We start from the raw sequence: 17269 nt of genomic DNA, 5'->3' as shown, positions 1-17269 counted from the left end.
AATTACCTGATCGACCAGAGCAAAGACTGTTTGGGTCGCGGACCCAGTGGTTTGTAGCCGGGTCTGTAGCTCAGTTGGTTAGAGCGCACCCCTGATAAGGGTGAGGTCGGCAGTTCAAGTCTGCCCAGACCCACCATTTGCAGGATCAGAGGGGCCTTAGCTCAGCTGGGAGAGCGCCTGCCTTGCACGCAGGAGGTCAGCGGTTCGATCCCGCTAGGCTCCACCATCTTGCAGGAGGTCAGCGATTCGAGCGAATCGTCGCACCGCCCGCTAGGCTCCACCATCTCTTCCCAAGACAGTCCGGTCACAGAGACCAGCGGCAAGCCAAACGGCTTCCCACTGTTCTCTGAACAGTGCTCTTTAACAATGTGAATCATGCTGACAAAGCGTTGCTTTCGAAAGAAGGCAACATGAGATACGTCTCAAGCGTATCCGGCAATTGTCGATTGTCATCGCGGACCAGACCTCTTGGGGTTATATGGTCAAGCGATGAAGCGCACACGGTGGATGCCTAGGCAGCCAGAGGCGATGAAAGACGTGGAAGCCTGCGATAAGGCTCGGCGAGGTGGCAAACAACCTGCGACCCGGGCATTTCTGAATGGGGAAACCCACCCACGGTAACGTGGGTATCCTGCACTGAATACATAGGTGTCAGGAGGCGAACCGGGGGAACTGAAACATCTCATTACCCCGAGGAAAAGAAATCAACCGAGATTCCCCTAGTAGCGGCGAGCGAACGGGGACCAGCCCTTAAGCACCATGACCGATAGACGAAGTGGTTGGGAAGCCACGCGATACAGGGTGATAGCCCCGTAGTCGAAATCCGATTGGTGTGAAATCGAGTAGGTCGGGGCACGAGAAACCTTGACTGAAGACGGGGGGACCATCCTCCAAGGCTAAATACTCCTGGCTGACCGATAGTGAACCAGTACCGTGAGGGAAAGGCGAAAAGAACCCCGGAGAGGGGAGTGAAATAGATCCTGAAACCGTGTGCGTACAAGCAGTGGGAGCCGACTCGTTCGGTGACCGCGTACCTTTTGTATAATGGGTCAGCGACTTATTTTCAGTGGCGAGCTTAACCGTATAGGGGAGGCGTAGGGAAACCGAGTCTTAACTGGGCGACCAGTCGCTGGGAATAGACCCGAAACCGGGCGATCTATCCATGAGCAGGTTGAAGGTTGAGTAACATCAACTGGAGGACCGAACCAGGATCTGTTGAAAAAGATTTGGATGACTTGTGGATCGGAGTGAAAGGCTAATCAAGCCCGGAGATAGCTGGTTCTCCTCGAAAGCTATTTAGGTAGCGCCTCACGTAGCGCCGCCGGGGGTAGAGCACTGTTTCGGCTAGGGGGTCATCCCGACTTACCAACCCGAGGCAAACTCCGAATACCGGTGAGTGACGCGTGGGAGACACACAGCGGGTGCTAACGTCCGTTGTGAAAAGGGAAACAACCCAGACCGTCAGCTAAGGTCCCCAAATCCTGGTTAAGTGGGAAACGATGTGGGAAGGCTCAGACAGCTAGGAGGTTGGCTTAGAAGCAGCCATCCTTTAAAGAAAGCGTAATAGCTCACTAGTCGAGTCGGCCTGCGCGGAAGATGTAACGGGGCTCAAACCAGGTACCGAAGCTACGGGTTCATCCTCTGGATGAGCGGTAGAGGAGCGTCGTGTACGCCGATGAAGGTGAGTCGAGAGGCTTGCTGGAGGTATCACGAGTGCGAATGCTGACATGAGTAACGACAAGGGGAGTGAAAAACTCCCCCGCCGGAAGACCAAGGGTTTCTGTTCGACGCTAATCGGAGCAGAGTGAGTCGGCCCCTAAGGCGAGGCCGAAAGGCGTAGTCGATGGGAAACGGGTCAATATTCCCGTACTTCACTGTATTGCGATGGGGGGACGAAGAAGGCTAGGTGAGCCAGGCGTTGGTTGTCCTGGTGAAAGTCAGTAGGCCGAGGAATCAGGCAAATCCGGTTCCTTAACGCCGAGAGACGAGACGAACAGACTACGGTCTGGAAGTCATCGATGCCACGCTTCCAGGAAAAGCCTCTAAGCTTCAGATACAGTGGAACCGTACCCCAAACCGACACAGGTGGTCAGGTAGAGAATACCAAGGCGCTTGAGAGAACTCGGGTGAAGGAACTAGGCAAAATGGTGCCGTAACTTCGGGAGAAGGCACGCCGCACTAGCGTGATGGGACTTGCTCCCTAAGCGCGAAGCGGTCGAAGATACCAGGTGGCTGCAACTGTTTATTAAAAACACAGTACTCTGCAAACGCGTAAGCGGACGTATAGGGTATGACGCCTGCCCGGTGCCGGAAGGTTAATTGATGGTGTTAGCGTAAGCGAAGCTCCTGATCGAAGCCCCGGTAAACGGCGGCCGTAACTATAACGGTCCTAAGGTAGCGAAATTCCTTGTCGGGTAAGTTCCGACCTGCACGAATGGCGTAATGATGGCCACGCTGTCTCCACCCGAGACTCAGTGAAATTGAAATCGCAGTGAAGATGCTGTGTACCCGCGGCTAGACGGAAAGACCCCGTGAACCTTTACTATAGCTTCACACTGGACGCTGATGTTGCTTGTGTAGGATAGCTGGGAGGCTTGGAAACCGTGGCGCCAGCCACGGTGGAGCCAACCTTGAAATACCAGCCTGGCATCATTGGCGTTCTAACTCAGGTCCGTTATCCGGATCGAGGACCGTGTGTGGTGGGTAGTTTGACTGGGGCGGTCTCCTCCCAAAGCGTAACGGAGGAGCACGAAGGTACCCTCAGCACGGTTGGAAATCGTGCATTGAGTGCAAGAGCATAAGGGTGCTTAACTGCGAGACAGACACGTCGAGCAGGTACGAAAGTAGGTTCTAGTGATCCGGTGGTTCTGTATGGAAGGGCCATCGCTCAACGGATAAAAGGTACTCCGGGGATAACAGGCTGATACCGCCCAAGAGTTCACATCGACGGCGGTGTTTGGCACCTCGATGTCGGCTCATCACATCCTGGGGCTGAAGTCGGTCCCAAGGGTATGGCTGTTCGCCATTTAAAGTGGTACGCGAGCTGGGTTTAGAACGTCGTGAGACAGTTCGGTCCCTATCTGCCGTGGGCGTTGGAGATTTGAGAAGTGCTGCTCCTAGTACGAGAGGACCGGAGTGGACGCACCTCTGGTGTTCCGGTTGTCACGCCAGTGGCATTGCCGGGTAGCTATGTGCGGACGGGATAACCGCTGAAAGCATCTAAGCGGGAAGCCCCCTTCAAGATGAGATCTCCCCGAGGCCTCGAGCCTCCTGAAGGGCCCAGCAAGACCAGCTGGTTGATAGGCCGGGTGTGGAAGCGCTGCAAGGCGTTGAGCTAACCGGTACTAATGGCCCGTGAGGCTTGACCATATAACACCCAAGCGGTCTGCCGATGGCAACCGACAGACGGATACGCGAGACGATCTCGTCAGCATGATTCACCGTTTTTCGCCTGACGACCATAGCGTACGGGAACCACCTGATCCCATGCCGAACTCAGCAGTGAAACCGATCAGCGCCGATGGTAGTGTGGGGTCTCCCCATGCGAGAGTAGGTCATCGTCAGGCACCTATTCCGAGAAAACCCCGAGCTCAATGAGCTCGGGGTTTTTTCATGTTGAGCCCGCGACGGTAACGACTGTCGCCATGAGCGTAGCCCTCATCCTGGAGATCGCCCGTGACGCTGACCACTCCTGCCCTGCTGTTTCCCGCCATCTCGCTGCTGCTGCTGGCCTATACCAACCGCTTCCTCACCCTGGCCCAGCTGATTCGCAAGCTGGCCGACGAGGAGCGCACCCAGCACCATGAGGGCAATGCCAAGCAGATCGTGCTGCTGCGCCGGCGCATCTCCCTGACCAAGCGGATGCAGCTGGCCGGCGTGCTCAGCTTTCTGCTCTGCACCCTCTCGATGTTTGCGCTCTTCCTGTCGCTGAACCTGCCGGGCCTGGTGCTGTTCGGGGCCAGCCTGGTCCTGCTCTCCATCTCGCTCATCTACTCCTGCTGGGAGATCCAGATCTCCACCAATGCCCTCAACGTCCAGCTTCAGGACATCGAGGCGCTGGTGGCATCCGGTCCCCGGCGACCCACGTCGAGCAAGGAACACCATGACCCCGCCGAGTGAACTGCTGCTCTACTGCCGTCCGGGCTTCGAACCGGACCTGGCCGCCGAGATCACCGACAAGGCCGCGGCGCACGGCCGAGCCGGCACCGCCGATTACCCAGCCGGTGGGGGCTACGTGCGCTTCCTGGTCGAGGGCGGCGAGCCGGCCAACGGCCTGCATCGGGACCTGCCGCTCGCCGGCCTGGTGTTCGCGCGCCAGAGCCTGGTGGCCCTGCCGCCGCTGACGCTCTCCCGGGAGGATCGTCTGTCGCCCATCCTCGAGCAGGTGAAGGAGAGCGGCTGGAGCTTCGAGTCGCTGTGGCAGGAGACTCCCGATACCAACGAGGCCAAGGCCCTGGCCGGCCTGATCAAGGCGCTGAAGCGACCGCTGGAGTCGACGCTGAAGAAACGCGGCGCCCTCAGGCGCAAGGCGGGGGGGCGTCGCCTGCACCTGCTGTGGAGCGACGGCGACCGGGTCCAACTCGGCATGAGCTTCCCCGGCAACCGAAGCGACCTGCTGGGGGGCATCCGTCGACTGCGCTTTCCCCACGCGGCGCCCAGCCGCTCCACGCTCAAGCTGGAGGAGGCCTGGCACGAGTTCGTGCCGCGAGACGAGTGGGACGCGCGGCTGGGGGAGGGCATGCAGGCGGCCGACCTGGGCGCGGCGCCCGGGGGCTGGACCTGGCAGCTGGTCCAGCGCGGCATGCACGTCTACGCCATCGACAACGGCCCCATGGACAAGGGGCTGATGGCCACCGGGATGGTCGAGCACCTGCGCGAGGACGGCTTCGTCTGGGCGCCGCCCGGGCGGCTCGACTGGCTGGTCTGCGATATCGTCGACCAGCCGTCGAAGGTGATGGCGATGGTCCAGCGCTGGCTGGTGCGCCGCTGGTGTCGCGAGGCGGTGTTCAACCTCAAGCTGCCGATGAAGCGTCGCTGGCAGGAGGTCGCCGACTGCCTGTCACGCCTCGAGTCGGCGCTCGCCGAGGCCGGCGTCCGCGCGGAGGTGGCGTGCCGCCACCTCTACCACGACCGTGAAGAGGTGACGGTGCACGTGCGACTGCGGGATTGACGGCGAGCGCCCTCAGGCGGTGGCCGCCTCGTAGACTCGAATGCGCTCGTCCTCGGTCAGCAGCGGCAGCAGCCCCTGCATCACGCGGGCGCGGGTCTCGCTCTGGTACCACGCCTTCCAGGCGCGCAGGTCGCGCCACTTGGTGATCATCAGGCGTCGATCGCTGTGGCCGAACTCGACGAGACTCTCGCCCCCGACGAAGCCCGGCGCGCCGAGGGAGTGGCGCATGGCGTCCCGGGCGGCCGCCTCGTATTCTTCCTCCAGGCCGGGCATGATACGTCGTTCGATAATGATCTTGATCATCCGGTTACGCTCCTACTTTCCTGTCCTGCAACGAGGTCATCGATGGTTGATTCCGCGGATTCCCTGCCGCCCACTGATGCACGACTCGACACCACCGGGCTCTACTGCCCCGAGCCGATCATGCTGATGCACAATCGGGTGCGCGACATGTCCCCGGGTGAGGTGCTCGAGGTGGTGGCCAGCGACCCGGCCACGACCCGTGATATTCCCAAGTTCTGCAGCTTTCTCGGCCATGAGCTGATCCATCAGAGCGAGGACGACGGCCACTACCGCTACCTGATTCGCCTCGGCTGAGGCGCGTCCGCTCCCTTACTCGCTTCCCGGCTCGGTGCCGGAGGCCGTGTCGCCGTCCGGCATGACCATCAGCGCCAGGGCCTCGAGGGTGGTGGGATCCTCCTGGCGGATGCGACTGGCGATCTGGCGCTGGAAGAAGTAGACCACCCGGTGCTGGCTGTGGCCGGGGTAGAGGCAGGGGTCGCCTGGCAGGATCGGCGTCGTCTCGATCAGGCGTTCGTCGGCGAGCAGGGCCTCCACCGTCCCGTCGCTGTAGAGCCGCCAGCCGAAGACCTGCTTGAGCTGCCAGGGCGCGTCACTCTCGTCCATGCACAGGGCGTGGGTGCCCTGCGTCTCCGGGAGCTGCTGGATCAGCGTGGTCTCGTCGGTCTCCTCGTAGTCGAAGTAGGCCGCGGCATGTTGGAGCTCCAGCACCTTGTGCTCCGGCGCCTGCTCGAAGAGCTCCTCGGTCTCCGGGTCGCGATAGCCGACGAAGTGGCCGTGGTCGGCGTCGTCGAGGCGGTGACAGGGGGTCAGGGCCTCCATCCAGGGCACCAGGCCCACGACCTCGCCATCTTCCTGCAGGCCCCACGCCAGCAGGGGCATGCCGTAGAGGGTGTCGTCATCCGAGGAGAGGCGATAGACCATCTCCAGGTTGTCCAGCTCGGGCGAGAGGCGAACCAGCCGCCGACGTGCCAGCTGGCGTTGGCGCATGGCCTCGAGATCGATGACTCGAGCGCTGCGGGGTGACTGCGGGATTCCCATGATGTCCCTCCAAGTGCTGCGTGGTCGCGGCATCGGCCTGGTCAGCAGCGCACTGCGTCACTGTTGCTTCATCAATAGCACAGAGTGATTGCCGAGGTTAAGTCCCGGCGATGGATTGGCAGCGGCGGCGGAGGCGTGAGACCAGGGACTGGTGCTGGTCGCGGGCCTCGGCGAAGGCCGGCAAGGGCGCCGCGGAGTGCTCGAGGGACAGCCACTCGCGGCGGTACTCGGCGACCGCCGGCGGCGCGGCCAGCTGGGCATCGAGCAGGGCATCGATGGCCTCGAGCCAGTGGCGGGCCGAGCGCTCCAGGCGCGCCAGCCACTCGGTCAGGCGCTGGGCCTCGGGGGCGTTCTCCAGTCGCGCGGGATCGCCGGGACAGGCCTGCTCGTCGGGGCGGGCCAGGGCCTGCTCGATCAGCGCCGAGGCCTCGTCCAGGCGCTGCTCGGCCAGCAGCAGGGTGCGCAGCAGCTCGGCGGAGAACGGACGTTCCTGGAGGGTCTTGAAGTGGCCCTCCAGGGTGGCGGAGTCGGCGGCCCAGTCGGGATCGAACTGGCGCAGGGTCGCCTCGCGCAGGTAGGCCAGTGCCGCGCTGCGCGTGGTCGCCTCGTCGAGGGCCTCGGGGGCGAGGGGAGCGCTGGCCCGGGAGAAGTTCTTGACCCACTCCTCGGAGGCGAACAGCGCGTTCCAGCTCACCCGCGGCAGCTGCTCGGTCTTGATATCGGTGAGCCGCGAGAGCCGCTCCCGGCTGGCCTCGGAGAGCGTCGCCGGCACCTCGGTGTTCCAGCACGCGCTGAGCTGCCGCCACAGCTCGAGCTCGTAGAGCCAGCGCTGGCTGGGCGGTGCCACCCGCCCCAGCTGGTTGTTGCGTCCCGCCACCAGGCTGGCGATGTGGCAGCCGCGCAGGGCGTAGACGTCGAGCATGCCCTCGCGGGTCTCGGCGACCTCGAGGATCCGCTGCTCCGGCTCGGGGAAGGCGCCGATGTTTTCCGGGTCGGCCCGGGGCGATGCCTCGAGGGCCAGGGTGTCGGCCAGGTGCCGCTGGTAGTCGCCCAGCAGCGCCTCGCTACCGCCCTCGCCGCAGCCGGCCAGCAGCGCCACGGCCGCGGCCGCCAGCAGGTGCCTCCCACCATGCCGGGGCCGGCGTGGGGGCTCAGTCGCGGGAGATCTCGAAGCTGTCATGGGCCCTCGCCTTGCCGATGCGTCGGAGTCGCTCCCCCAACAGTACCGCGGCGGTGGTCAGGCCGGCCACCAGGCCGATCCAGTAGCCGTGCACGCCCTGCGGCGCGATCCAGCCGTCTAGGCCGACCTGGCCGAGCCAGTGACCGCCTCCCAGTCCCACCAGCCAGTAGGCCAGCAGGGTGATCAGCATGATGATGCGGGTGTCCTTGTAGCCGCGCAGCGCCCCGGCCAGGTTGACCTGCAGCGCGTCCGAGACCTGGTAGAGCATCGCCAGGCCGACCAGCGACAGGGTCAGGCGGGCCACCTCGTCGTTGTGCGTGTAGAGCGCGATCACCGGCTCGGCCGTGAGCCACAGCAGCAGGCTGTTGAGTCCGGCCACGCCCAGCGAGACCAGGATGCCGTTCCAGGCCACCAGGCGAGCCAGGTCGGGACGCCCCTGGCCGAGGGTGTTGCCGACTCGCACGGTCAGCGCCATGCCCAGCGACAGCGGCAGCATGAAGAGGATGGAGGTGTAGTTGAGCGCCACCTGGTGGGCCGCCACGGTAATCTCGCCGAGGCTCGCCACGAACAGCGCGATCAGCGTGAAGAGCGTCACCTCGACGAAGATCGCCACGCCGATCGGCACGCCGACGCGCAGCAGCTCCGCGATCAGCGCCCAGCGGGGTGGGGAGGGCGCTCGCCACAGGTCGATGTCGCCGTAGGCCCTGGCGCGGCGGGTATAGGCGAACATGGTCAGGCTCATCACCCACATCGAGATCGCCGTGGCGATGCCGCAGCCCAGCGCCCCGAGGGCGGGCAGGTCCTGCAGCCAGGCGGGCAGCCCGGCGCCGAACAGCCCCGTGAGCCCATCGCCGCCGTAGATCAGCACGAAGTTGCAGGGGATGTTGACGCCGAGGCCGACCAGGCTGATCCAGAGTGACGGCCGGGTGTGGTTCATGCCGTCCGAGAAGGCGCGCAGCGCCTGGAAGAGCGCCACCCCGGGCATGCCGAAGGCCAGCGCCGCCAGGTAGCCCGTGGCGCGCCCGGCGACCTCCTCGGGCACCGCCATCAGGTGGAAGATCGGCATCACCACGCTCCACAGCAGCAGCGCGGCGGCGATGCCCAGTGCCAGGGCCACCCACAGGGCCTGGTGGACGCTGGGCCGGATGGCCGCGGTGCGCCCGCCGCCGAGCAGCTGGGCGACGATCGGCGTCAGGCCCATCAGGGTGCCGGTCATGAACAGCATCAGCGGCAGCCACAGGCTCGCGCCCACCGAGACCGCCGCCAGGTCCGTGGCGCTGAGCCGCCCGGTCATCATCACGTCCACGACGCTCATGCCGGCCTGGGCTAGCTGGGCCCCGCAGATCGGCAGGGCCAGGCGCATCAGGGCGGGGGTTTCCCGGCGTCCGGTGGTCAGAAGGCGTGAGAGGGACGGCACCACGGCGAGGCTCCATGCGGCGAGGGGGAAGGGAGGGCGGCGTCGCTCCATGACGTGCGCCGAGACGGCGCTCAGTCTATCAGCCGGCGGCGATTTTCGCTCCGCCCGCCCGACGCCTATAATGGCCCCTTTTGCGCCCCGAGGAGCCAGCGTGGATCACCGACTCGAGGATGTCATCGCCCTGTTCGACGGCCTCTTCCAGCCGACCTTCGGGACGCGGCTGGTGCGCGGCGGCGACGAGCCGCTCTACCTGCCCGCGGACGAGGCGAATCCCTGGCACCGGGTGATCTTCGCCCGGGGCTTCTTCGCCAGCGCCCTGCACGAGGTCAGCCACTGGTGCATCGCCGGGGCGCGGCGTCGCCGGCTCGAGGATTACGGCTACTGGTACCTGCCCGACGGCCGTGACGCCGACCAGCAGCGCCAGTTCGAGGCGGTGGAGGTGGCGCCCCAGGCGCTGGAGCGACTCTTCGCCGAGGCCTGCGGGCTGCCCTTCAACGTCAGCGTCGACAACCTGGGCGACGTCCGGGTCGATCGCGAGGGCTTCCGGGCCCGGGTCGAGGCGCGTGCCGAGCGCTACCTGCGGGAGGGGCTGCCGGCGCGGGCGGCGGCCTTCCGTCGTGCGCTGGCCGCCTTCTACCGTGACGGCGAGCCCCTGGCGGCCGCCGTGGCCGCCGGACGTGAATTGCTTGAGCCGCAGGCGCCGGCCGAGTCGCGGCGGCCGGAGGCGGTCGACTAGGCTGTAGGCATCCGCCGCCGACCGGAGGCCGCCCGTGGCCGACGTCCTGCCCCAGGAACAGCGCTTCCGCGATGCCCTGCGCCGCGACGACTGGCCCGCTCCCAACCGGCGGCTCGGGCTCGACGAGGTCGGGCTCGATGGCCTGGCGCTGATCGCGCTGTTCGAGTCCCAGCTGACCAGCCGCCATCTCGACCTCATGGCCCGCCGCCTGCAGGCCCGGGGCGAGGGGTTCTATACCATCGGCAGCGCCGGCCACGAGGGCAACGCGGCCGTCGCCCGGGCCCTGCGCCCCGATGATCCGGCCTTCCTGCACTACCGCGACGCCGCCTTCCTGATCGAGCGCAGCCGCGCCGTGGCTCACCAGACGCCGATCCGCGACCTGCTGCTGAGCTTCGTCGCCTCGAGCGACGATCCGATCTCCGGGGGGCGTCACAAGGTGCTGGGATCCAGGGCCCTGCACATTCCGCCCCAGACCAGCACCATCGCCTCCCACCTGCCCAAGGCGGTGGGCGCGGCCCACGCCCTCGGCCTCTGGCGGCGCCTGGGAGGCGGCGGTGCGTGGCCGGCGGACGCCGTGGTGGTCTGCAGCTTCGGCGACGCCTCCTTCAACCACTCCACGGCCCAGGGGGCCCTCAACGCCGCGGGCTGGGCCGCCTTCCAGGGCGCGCCCATGCCGCTGCTGCTGGTCTGCGAGGACAACGGCCTCGGCGTCTCCATGCCCACGCCGCCCGGCTGGATCGCGGCCAGCATGCGCGCCCGCCCCGGCATTCACTACGTCGCCGGCGACGGCCTGGACCTGCTGGACACCTGGCGGGCGGCCCGCGAGGCGGAGCGCATCGCCCGTCGTCGCCGCCAGCCGGTGTTCCTGCACCTGCGCTGCGTGCGCCTCTTCGGCCATGCCGGGTCGGACGCCGAGCAGGCCTATCGTACGGCCGCGCGCATCGCGACCGACGAGGCGCGGGACCCCTTGCTGGTCAGCGCCGGGCTGCTGCGTCGCCACGGCCTGCTCTCGGCGGACGAGATCGCCGAACGCTACCGGGCCATCGGCGAGCAAGTGGCCCACGAGGCCGAGGTCGCGGTGGGCCGGCCGACACTGTCGAGCGCGCGGGAGGTGATGGCGAGCATCGTGCCGCCGCCGCGGAAGGGGCGCCGGCGGCCCTGGCGGGGCGAGGTCGATGCCACGCCGTCGCCCATGGCCCGGCTGATCAACCAGGCGCTGGCGCGGCTGATGGCGTGCCATCCGCACCTGGTGATGGCGGGGGAGGACATCGGGCGCAAGGGCGGGGTCTACGGCGTCACCCAGCGGCTGCAGGCGCGCTTCGGGCCGCACCGGGTGATCGATACCCTGCTCGACGAGCAGAGCATCCTCGGGCTCGGCATCGGACTGGCCCAGAGCGGCCTGGTGCCGATCCTCGAGATCCAGTTCCTCGCCTACCTGCACAACGCCGAGGACCAGCTGCGCGGCGAGGCGGCGACCCTGAGCTTCTTCTCCTCGGGCCAGTACGCCAATCCGCTGGTGGTGCGCATCGCCGGGCTCGGCTACCAGAAGGGCTTCGGTGGGCACTTCCACAACGACAACGCCATCGCCGTGTTGCGCGACATCCCCGGCCTGCTGGTGGCCTGCCCGTCGGACGGGGTCGAGGCGGTGGGGCTCCTGCAGGAGGCGGTGCGCCTGGCCGACGAGGAGCAGCGGGTGGTGGTGATCCTCGAACCGATCGCCCGCTACCACGCCCGGGACCTGCTGGAGGCAGGCGACGAGCTCGCCTGCGGCGTCGATCCGGGCCCGGACTATCGCCTGCCGGTGGGCACGCTCGGCCAGTGGGGGGAGGGGCGCGACCTGGCGATCGTCGGCTACGGCAACGGGATCGCGCTGTCGCGGCGGGCGGCGGCGCGCCTCGCGGACGAGGGGATCGCGGTGCGCATCATCGACCTGCGCTGGCTCACCCCCCTCGACCACGCGGCCCTGCACGACCGGGTGGCCGACTGCGCGCGGGTATTGATCGTGGACGAGTGCCGCCGCAGCGGCTCGCCGAGCGAGGCGCTGGTCACCGGGCTGGTGGAGGGCGGCATGGCCGGGGAGCGTCTGGCGCGGCTGACCGCCGAGGACAGCTTCATCGCCCTGGGGCCGGCCGCCACGCTCACCCTGCCCTCGGTGGAGGGCATCGTCGAGGCGGCGCGCGCCCTGCTGGCGCGGCCGGTCGGTGGCGCCTCCTCGCCGGGCGACGGCCGCTAGGCCGACACCGCCCGGGGGCGGGCTCAGTCGTCGACGTCGGCGCCGTCCATCAGCCGGCCGTCGAAGGGTTCCACCTCGCGCGCCTCGCCGCCGGGGGCGAGACGCAGGTGAAGGTGAAGCATCACCTCCACCTCGTGCTCGGGGCGCAGCGGCTCGAGGCCGAGCTCGCCGAACAGGTCGCCCCGGGCGCGGGGCCAGTCCCCGGGGGCGAGGTCGCCGTAGAGGCTCTCGGCCGGAGCCAGCTCCACGAAGGGGTCGAGGCCGTAGGTGTCGAAGAGCCGCGAGATGGCCGCCTCGTCGTCGCCGACGCCCGCGGTATAGAGGGTCTGGTTGAAGTGGTCGTTCTCCAGCTCGCGGATCACGTCCAGCGGGCTCACCCCGATGCTGGTCAGCTCCTCCAGGCTGTAGCCGCCCAGCGAGTGCATCTCGCCGTCGAGCCAGTCGTCGTCGGGCTGGATCAGGGTGTGCTTGATGCGTCCGTCGGGCAGCGTCCAGGCGATCGCCAGGGGCAGGCCATCGTCGTCGCCGGTCTCCACGGCGATGAAGCCGGGCGTCTCGTTGGTGCCGGAACCGGCCATGTCACAAGTCCTCGTGTTCGGTGTCGGGGCGTGTCGGGTCTTCCGGCAGGCGGAAGAAGGCGCGGGCGGTGGCCGTGGTGGCCTGCGCCAGGGCGGCCTCGTCAATCCCTCGCCAGTGGGCGATCTCGCGCACGATCCAGGGCAGCAGGGCCGGCTCGTGGCGCCTGCCCTTGAGTTTGGCAGGTAAATTGCGCGGCAGCAGATAGGGACAGTCGGTCTCGACCATCAGCCGGTCCAGCGGAATCTCGCCGACCAGCTCGCGCAGGTGGTGGCCGCGGCGCTCGTCGCAGAGCCAGCCGGTCAGGCCGATGTGCAGGTCGAGGTCGCGGTAGCCGTAGAGCGTCTCGCGGTCGGCGGTGAAGCAGTGGATCACGGCATCCGGGATGTCGTCGCGCCAGGCGTGCAGCATCTCGCGCATGCGCCGTCCGGCGTCGCGCTCGTGGAGGAACAGCGGCTTGCCGCTCTCGGCGGCGAGCCCGAGCTGGGCCTCGAAGGCGCGCTCCTGCTCGGCCGGCGTCGAGAAGTTGCGGTTGAAGTCCAGGCCGCACTCGCCCACCGCGACCACCTCCGGGGCGCGGTGGAGCTCGCCCATGGCGGCGGCGAGGCTCGGCGACCAGCGGCTGGCATCGTGGGGGTGCACGCCGGCGGTGGCATAGAGCCCCAGGTAGCGGCGCGCCAGGGCGATGGCCTGCTCGGCGTGCTCGCGGTCGGTGCCGGTGAGGATCAGGGTGGTCACGTTGGCCGCCCGGGCGCGCTCAAGCGTCGCCTCGAGGTCGCGGGCGAAGCTCTCGTGGGTCAGGTTGGCGCCGATGTCGACCAGCGGGGCCGGTGAACACAACCTCAGCGCCTCGGGCAGCACGTCGTCGAAGGGGGGCGTCGCGTCGGCCACGGCGGAACACTCCTGTGAAAGCGGGCGCGCATTGTACCCGGGAGGGCGGGGGTGGGGCCACGCCGGCCCGGCCATGCGTTACACTAGCGCCCTTGATGAACGACGAGGTGAACGCGTGACCCTGCTACGACTGGAACAGCTGCAACTGGCTTACGGTACCCACGTACTGCTCGACGGCGCCGACCTGGTGCTGGAGAAGGGCGAACGCCTGGCCCTGGTGGGGCGCAACGGCACCGGCAAGTCGACCCTGCTGAAGATCGTGGCGGGCGAGATCCAGGCCGACGGCGGCCACATCTGGCGCGCCCCGGGCCTCAAGATCGGCGTGCTCGCCCAGGAGCTGCCGGACGCCTGCGGCCAGACGATCTTCGACGTGGTGGCCCAGGGGCTGCCCGAGGCCGGCGAGCTGCTCTCCGAGTACCATCACCTGATCCACGAGGCCGAGCCGGACATGGAGCGCATGGCCCGGCTGCAGACCCGCATCGAGGCCATCGACGGCTGGTCCTTCCACCAGCGCATCGACGTGGTGCTGACCCGGCTGGGGCTGCCCGAGGACGCCGCCATGGCCGATCTCTCCGGCGGCTGGCGCCGGCGCGTGGCGCTCGCCCGGGCGCTGGTCGCCGAGCCCGACCTGCTGCTGCTCGACGAGCCCACCAACCACCTGGACCTGGACACCATCGCCTGGCTGGAGGAGCAGCTCGCCGACTTCAACGGCGCCGTGCTCTTCATCACCCACGACCGCGCCTTCCTCTCGAAGCTCGCCACCCACATCCTCGAGCTCGACCGCGGGCGCCTCGGCCGCTACCCCGGCGACTACGCCGCCTATCAGGCCCAGAAGCAGCACGAGCTCGAGGTCGAGGCCCGGGAGAACGCCGAGTTCGACAAGAAGCTCGCCCGGGAGGAGGCGTGGATCCGCCAGGGCATCAAGGCGCGGCGGACCCGCAACGAGGGCCGGGTGCGGGCGCTGCAGCAGCTGCGCCGGGAGCGCAGCGAGCGCCGGGAGCGTCAGGGCAAGGCCGCGCTCTCCGTGGACAGCGGCGCGCGCAGCGGCAAGCGGGTCGTGGAACTCTCCCACGTCACCCAGCGCTTCGGCGACGAGGTGGTGATCGACGACCTGAGCCTCGAGATCCAGCGCGGCGACCGGCTCGGCTTCATCGGCCGCAACGGCGCCGGCAAGACCACCCTGCTCAAGATCCTGCTCGGCGAACTCGCGCCCACCGAGGGGCAGGTGCTGCTCGGCACCAAGCTCCAGGTGGCCTACTTCGACCAGCTGCGCGCCGGCCTGGAGCTCGAGAAGACCGTCTACGACAACGTCGCCCAGGGCAGCGATCGCATCAGCGTGGGGGGCCGGGACCGCCACGTGATGAGCTACCTGCAGGACTTCCTGTTCACCCCGGACCGGGTGCGCCAGCCGGTCAAGGCGCTCTCGGGCGGCGAGTCCAACCGCCTGCTGCTGGCCAAGCTGTTCACCCAGCCGGCCAACGTGCTGGTGCTCGACGAGCCGACCAACGACCTGGACGTCGAGACCCTGGAGCTGCTCGAGGAGCTGCTGCTGGACTTCGACGGCACCCTGCTGCTGGTCTCCCACGACCGGGCCTTCATGGACAACGTGGTGACCAGCGTGCTGGCCTTCGAGGGCGAGGGCCGGGTGCGCGAGTACGTGGGCGGTTACACCGACTGGGTGCGCCAGGGCGGCAAGCTGCCGCCGGCGCCCTGGGAGGGGGCGGCCCGCCAGGGCGTCGAGCCGACGGCCGCGGCGGACGCGCCTGTCGAGACCTCCGAGGCAGCGAGCGAGGCGGCCCCGTCTCCGGCGGCGCCCAAGCGGGTCAAGCTCTCCTACAAGCTGCAGCGCGAGCTCGACGGCCTGCCCGCCGAGATCGAGCGCCTCGAGGCCGAGGTGGCGGCCTTCGAGGAGCAGGTGGGCTCGCCCGCCTTCTATCAGCAGGAGGCGGACACCGTCGCCGCCACCCTGCAGGCGCTGAACGACACCCAGGCCGCGCTGGATGCGGCCATGGAGCGCTGGATGGAGCTGGAGGCGATGGCCGCCGGCGAATGAGCCGCGCCCGCCCACGAAAAAGGCGCCCGAGGGCGCCTTTTCCAGACAACGAGCGCGGTGTGACGGGTCACTCCTCGCTCTTGGCCCCCACCCGCACGGCGAGCACGTCGCACTGGGCGCCGTGCAGCACGCCGGTGGAGGTGGAGCCCAGCAGCAGGGCGAAGCCGTGGCGGCCGTGGGAGCCGACCACGATCAGGTCGACGTCGTTCTCCTCGGAGAAGCGGTGGATCTCGGTATCCGGCATGCCGACCACCACGTGCTGGTTCTCGCGGGTGACGTGGCTGTCGGCGATCTCGGCGAGGCGCTGCTTGGCGTGCTCGTCGAGCTGGTCCTGGATGCTGGTCAGGTCCATGGGAATGTCGCCGCCGTAGGCGAAGCCGAGCGGTTCCAGGGTGTGCATGATGGACAGCTTGGCCTCGTTGCGATCGGCGATCTGCATCGCGCGCTCGAGTACCTTGTGGGAGTCCTTGGTCAGGTCGACGGCGACCAGGACATGACGATATTCGTTGCTCATGGTGTGACTCTCCGTACCGCGTCCAGCGTATCAGTGGGTGCTTCAACTCTAGGACGCCTGCCAAGACAAGACAACGACTTGCGTCAATATTCAGCGAGGTGACCCCATGGTCTGGTTACTCATCATCGCCATCGTCGGGCTGGTGTTCGCCCCGGTGATGTGGCTCAAGCCATCGCCCGCCCAGCGGCGCATGGGCCGGCTGCGCGCGGCTGCGCGCCAGGCGGAAGTGACGGTGCGGCTCGAGTCGCCGCCGCTGCACGGCGTGGGTGGGCCCGTGGCGGCCTACCGCTGGTCCTATCCCCAGCAGCACCCGGGGCCCGACTTCGTGCTGGTGCGCGAGGAGGCCGCCAGCGCCGCGCTGAAGCCCTTCCGGGCGGGGTGGCGCTGGCGCGTCGAGCCGCTGCGCCCGCTGCCGGACGAGGCCCTCGCCCGGCTGGAGGAGGCCCTGGCGGCACTGCCCCGGGACGCGATGGTGCTGGAGTCCGGCGATCACGCCCTGACCCTGTGGTGGGGGGAGTCGCTGGCGGTCGAGGCCCTTCCGCAGCTGCTGGCGCGGCTCACGGCGCTGCGCGACGCCCTCTCGGGGCGCCCCGATCGGTCGAGCCGTCAGGCCGACTCGCCCTCGATGCCGCGCTGAGGCCGCTCACTCCTGGGCTTCGCGGGCCTGGATCGCCAGGCCGTTCTCCTCGATCCGCGACAGCAGGCTCGCCAGGTGCGCCACGTCGTCGGCGTCGAGGCCGGCCAGCATCTCGCTGCGCGCCTGGTTGACCACCGCATCGATCTGCTGCAGCAGGGGCGTGGCCTCCTCGGTGAGGAAGATCCGCTTGGTCCGCCGGTCTTGGTCGCAGCCGCGCCGCTCGATCAGCCCCTGCTCGGAGAGCTGGTCGAGGGTGCGCACCAGGGAGGGCGCCTCGACGCCGATGGCACGGGCCAGATCGCACTGGGGCTGGCCATCGCCGAGGCGCCAGAGGTGGTAGAGGGTGATCCAGCGCGTCTGGGTCAGGCCCAGGGGAGCCAGGCGGCGGTCGATGACGGCGCGCCACAGGCGCGGCACGCGAGACAGCTGGAAGCCGATGTTCTGTGGCATGGGTCTGTGCATCCGTAGGAAATCTGACGGGATTGTCGGAACCACCGGCGTTAAATGCAAGCAGGCTTACC

15 protein-coding genes, 2 tRNA genes and 2 rRNA genes are annotated in these 17269 nt (G+C 67.8%); 11 read left to right on the top strand and 8 right to left on the bottom strand.

Features of this window, described 5'->3' with window-relative positions; genetic code table 11:
• Window positions 1–59 precede the first annotated feature (59 nt).
• From FIU83_RS12420 to rlmM, 6 genes are all read left to right on the top strand, one after another.
• Window positions 60–136 (top strand) — tRNA-Ile (locus FIU83_RS12420).
• Window positions 137–150: 14 nt separating this feature from the next.
• Window positions 151–226: transfer RNA gene (locus FIU83_RS12415), tRNA-Ala, on the top strand.
• A 254-nt stretch (window positions 227–480) separates the two neighbouring features.
• A 23S ribosomal RNA gene (locus FIU83_RS12410) occupies window positions 481–3369 on the top strand.
• A gap of 81 nt (window positions 3370–3450) precedes the next feature.
• A 5S ribosomal RNA gene (gene rrf, locus FIU83_RS12405) occupies window positions 3451–3566 on the top strand.
• 109 nt (window positions 3567–3675) lie between these two features.
• Window positions 3676–4119: a DUF2721 domain-containing protein gene (locus FIU83_RS12400; protein ID WP_152484327.1), complete on the top strand. Its 444-nt coding sequence runs from the start codon at window positions 3676–3678 to the stop codon at window positions 4117–4119.
• Entirely contained in the window at window positions 4103–5170 is a 1068-nt protein-coding gene (gene rlmM / locus FIU83_RS12395) for a 23S rRNA (cytidine(2498)-2'-O)-methyltransferase RlmM (protein WP_152484326.1), read from the top strand. The genes FIU83_RS12400 and rlmM overlap by 17 nt, the downstream gene beginning before the upstream one ends.
• A 12-nt stretch (window positions 5171–5182) precedes the next feature.
• On the opposite strand, the gene FIU83_RS12390 is transcribed toward rlmM, so the two are convergent.
• Window positions 5183–5473 (bottom strand): antibiotic biosynthesis monooxygenase, encoded by a 291-nt coding sequence (locus FIU83_RS12390; protein ID WP_152484325.1) that lies wholly within the window; start codon window positions 5471–5473, stop codon window positions 5183–5185.
• Window positions 5474–5515: 42 nt separating this feature from the next.
• Between FIU83_RS12390 and tusA the strand changes: the two genes are divergently transcribed.
• Entirely contained in the window at window positions 5516–5767 is a 252-nt protein-coding gene (tusA, locus tag FIU83_RS12385; protein WP_152484324.1) for a sulfurtransferase TusA, read from the top strand.
• Window positions 5768–5782: 15 nt separating this feature from the next.
• On the opposite strand, the gene FIU83_RS12380 is transcribed toward tusA, so the two are convergent.
• The 3 genes from FIU83_RS12380 to FIU83_RS12370 form a co-directional block, all read right to left on the bottom strand.
• On the bottom strand, window positions 5783–6511 hold the full coding sequence (locus FIU83_RS12380; protein ID WP_152484323.1) for a hypothetical protein: 729 nt from the start codon (window positions 6509–6511) through the stop codon (window positions 5783–5785).
• A gap of 97 nt (window positions 6512–6608) precedes the next feature.
• The gene (locus FIU83_RS12375; protein WP_152484322.1) at window positions 6609–7691 is read right to left on the bottom strand and encodes a DUF3080 family protein; all 1083 of its coding nucleotides are present in this window, start codon (window positions 7689–7691) and stop codon (window positions 6609–6611) included.
• Complete coding sequence (locus FIU83_RS12370; protein WP_253939597.1) at window positions 7663–9054, bottom strand: MATE family efflux transporter; 1392 nt, start codon at window positions 9052–9054, stop codon at window positions 7663–7665. The genes FIU83_RS12375 and FIU83_RS12370 overlap by 29 nt, the downstream gene beginning before the upstream one ends.
• A 205-nt stretch (window positions 9055–9259) precedes the next feature.
• Here FIU83_RS12370 and FIU83_RS12365 point away from each other — a divergent pair, with 205 nt between their 5' ends.
• The gene (locus FIU83_RS12365; RefSeq protein WP_152484320.1) at window positions 9260–9844 is read left to right on the top strand and encodes an elongation factor P hydroxylase; all 585 of its coding nucleotides are present in this window, start codon (window positions 9260–9262) and stop codon (window positions 9842–9844) included.
• Between the two features lie 34 nt (window positions 9845–9878).
• Window positions 9879–12077 carry a thiamine pyrophosphate-dependent enzyme gene (locus tag FIU83_RS12360; protein WP_152484319.1) on the top strand — a complete coding sequence of 733 codons (2199 nt, stop codon included), beginning with the start codon at window positions 9879–9881 and terminating at the stop codon, window positions 12075–12077.
• Between the two features lie 23 nt (window positions 12078–12100).
• On the opposite strand, the gene FIU83_RS12355 is transcribed toward FIU83_RS12360, so the two are convergent.
• Together FIU83_RS12355 and FIU83_RS12350 are read right to left on the bottom strand one after the other, a co-directional pair.
• Window positions 12101–12655, bottom strand: coding sequence for a hypothetical protein (locus tag FIU83_RS12355; protein WP_253939466.1), 555 nt, complete (start codon window positions 12653–12655; stop codon window positions 12101–12103).
• 1 nt (window position 12656) lies between these two features.
• Complete coding sequence (locus tag FIU83_RS12350; RefSeq protein WP_253939465.1) at window positions 12657–13544, bottom strand: TatD family hydrolase; 888 nt, start codon at window positions 13542–13544, stop codon at window positions 12657–12659.
• A 115-nt stretch (window positions 13545–13659) separates the two neighbouring features.
• Here FIU83_RS12350 and FIU83_RS12345 point away from each other — a divergent pair, with 115 nt between their 5' ends.
• A complete protein-coding gene (locus FIU83_RS12345) occupies window positions 13660–15597 on the top strand; it encodes an ATP-binding cassette domain-containing protein (RefSeq protein ID WP_152484317.1) in 1938 nt (645 codons plus the stop codon).
• 67 nt (window positions 15598–15664) lie between these two features.
• Here FIU83_RS12345 and FIU83_RS12340 read toward each other — a convergent pair whose 3' ends face one another.
• Window positions 15665–16111 carry a universal stress protein gene (locus tag FIU83_RS12340; RefSeq protein WP_152484316.1) on the bottom strand — a complete coding sequence of 149 codons (447 nt, stop codon included), beginning with the start codon at window positions 16109–16111 and terminating at the stop codon, window positions 15665–15667.
• 106 nt (window positions 16112–16217) lie between these two features.
• On the opposite strand from FIU83_RS12340, the gene FIU83_RS12335 reads away from it, so the two are divergent.
• Window positions 16218–16748 carry a preprotein translocase subunit YajC gene (locus FIU83_RS12335; RefSeq protein WP_152484315.1) on the top strand — a complete coding sequence of 177 codons (531 nt, stop codon included), beginning with the start codon at window positions 16218–16220 and terminating at the stop codon, window positions 16746–16748.
• A gap of 6 nt (window positions 16749–16754) precedes the next feature.
• On the opposite strand, the gene slyA is transcribed toward FIU83_RS12335, so the two are convergent.
• Complete coding sequence (gene slyA, locus FIU83_RS12330; RefSeq protein ID WP_152484314.1) at window positions 16755–17198, bottom strand: transcriptional regulator SlyA; 444 nt, start codon at window positions 17196–17198, stop codon at window positions 16755–16757.
• Window positions 17199–17269 lie beyond the last annotated feature (71 nt).

The organism is Halomonas sp. THAF5a, assembly GCF_009363755.1.
Lineage (GTDB): Bacteria > Pseudomonadota > Gammaproteobacteria > Pseudomonadales > Halomonadaceae > Halomonas.
This window is presented reverse-complemented; position numbering and strand designations above follow the sequence as displayed.

Excerpts from the sequence above, each read along its gene's own strand:
- rlmM (WP_152484326.1), top strand. The coding sequence starts at position 4,103 with ATGACCCCGCCGAGTGAACTGCTGCTCTACTGCCGTCCGGGCTTCGAA.
- tusA (WP_152484324.1), top strand. The coding sequence starts at position 5,516 with ATGGTTGATTCCGCGGATTCCCTGCCGCCCACTGATGCACGACTCGAC.
- FIU83_RS12335 (WP_152484315.1), top strand. The coding sequence starts at position 16,218 with ATGGTCTGGTTACTCATCATCGCCATCGTCGGGCTGGTGTTCGCCCCG.
- FIU83_RS12390 (WP_152484325.1), bottom strand. The coding sequence starts at position 5,473 with ATGATCAAGATCATTATCGAACGACGTATCATGCCCGGCCTGGAGGAA.
- FIU83_RS12340 (WP_152484316.1), bottom strand. The coding sequence starts at position 16,111 with ATGAGCAACGAATATCGTCATGTCCTGGTCGCCGTCGACCTGACCAAG.
- slyA (WP_152484314.1), bottom strand. The coding sequence starts at position 17,198 with ATGCCACAGAACATCGGCTTCCAGCTGTCTCGCGTGCCGCGCCTGTGG.
- FIU83_RS12355 (WP_253939466.1), bottom strand. The coding sequence starts at position 12,655 with ATGGCCGGTTCCGGCACCAACGAGACGCCCGGCTTCATCGCCGTGGAG.
- FIU83_RS12370 (WP_253939597.1), bottom strand. The coding sequence starts at position 9,054 with ATGCGCCTGGCCCTGCCGATCTGCGGGGCCCAGCTAGCCCAGGCCGGC.
- FIU83_RS12375 (WP_152484322.1), bottom strand. The coding sequence starts at position 7,691 with ATGACAGCTTCGAGATCTCCCGCGACTGAGCCCCCACGCCGGCCCCGG.
- FIU83_RS12380 (WP_152484323.1), bottom strand. The coding sequence starts at position 6,511 with ATGGGAATCCCGCAGTCACCCCGCAGCGCTCGAGTCATCGATCTCGAG.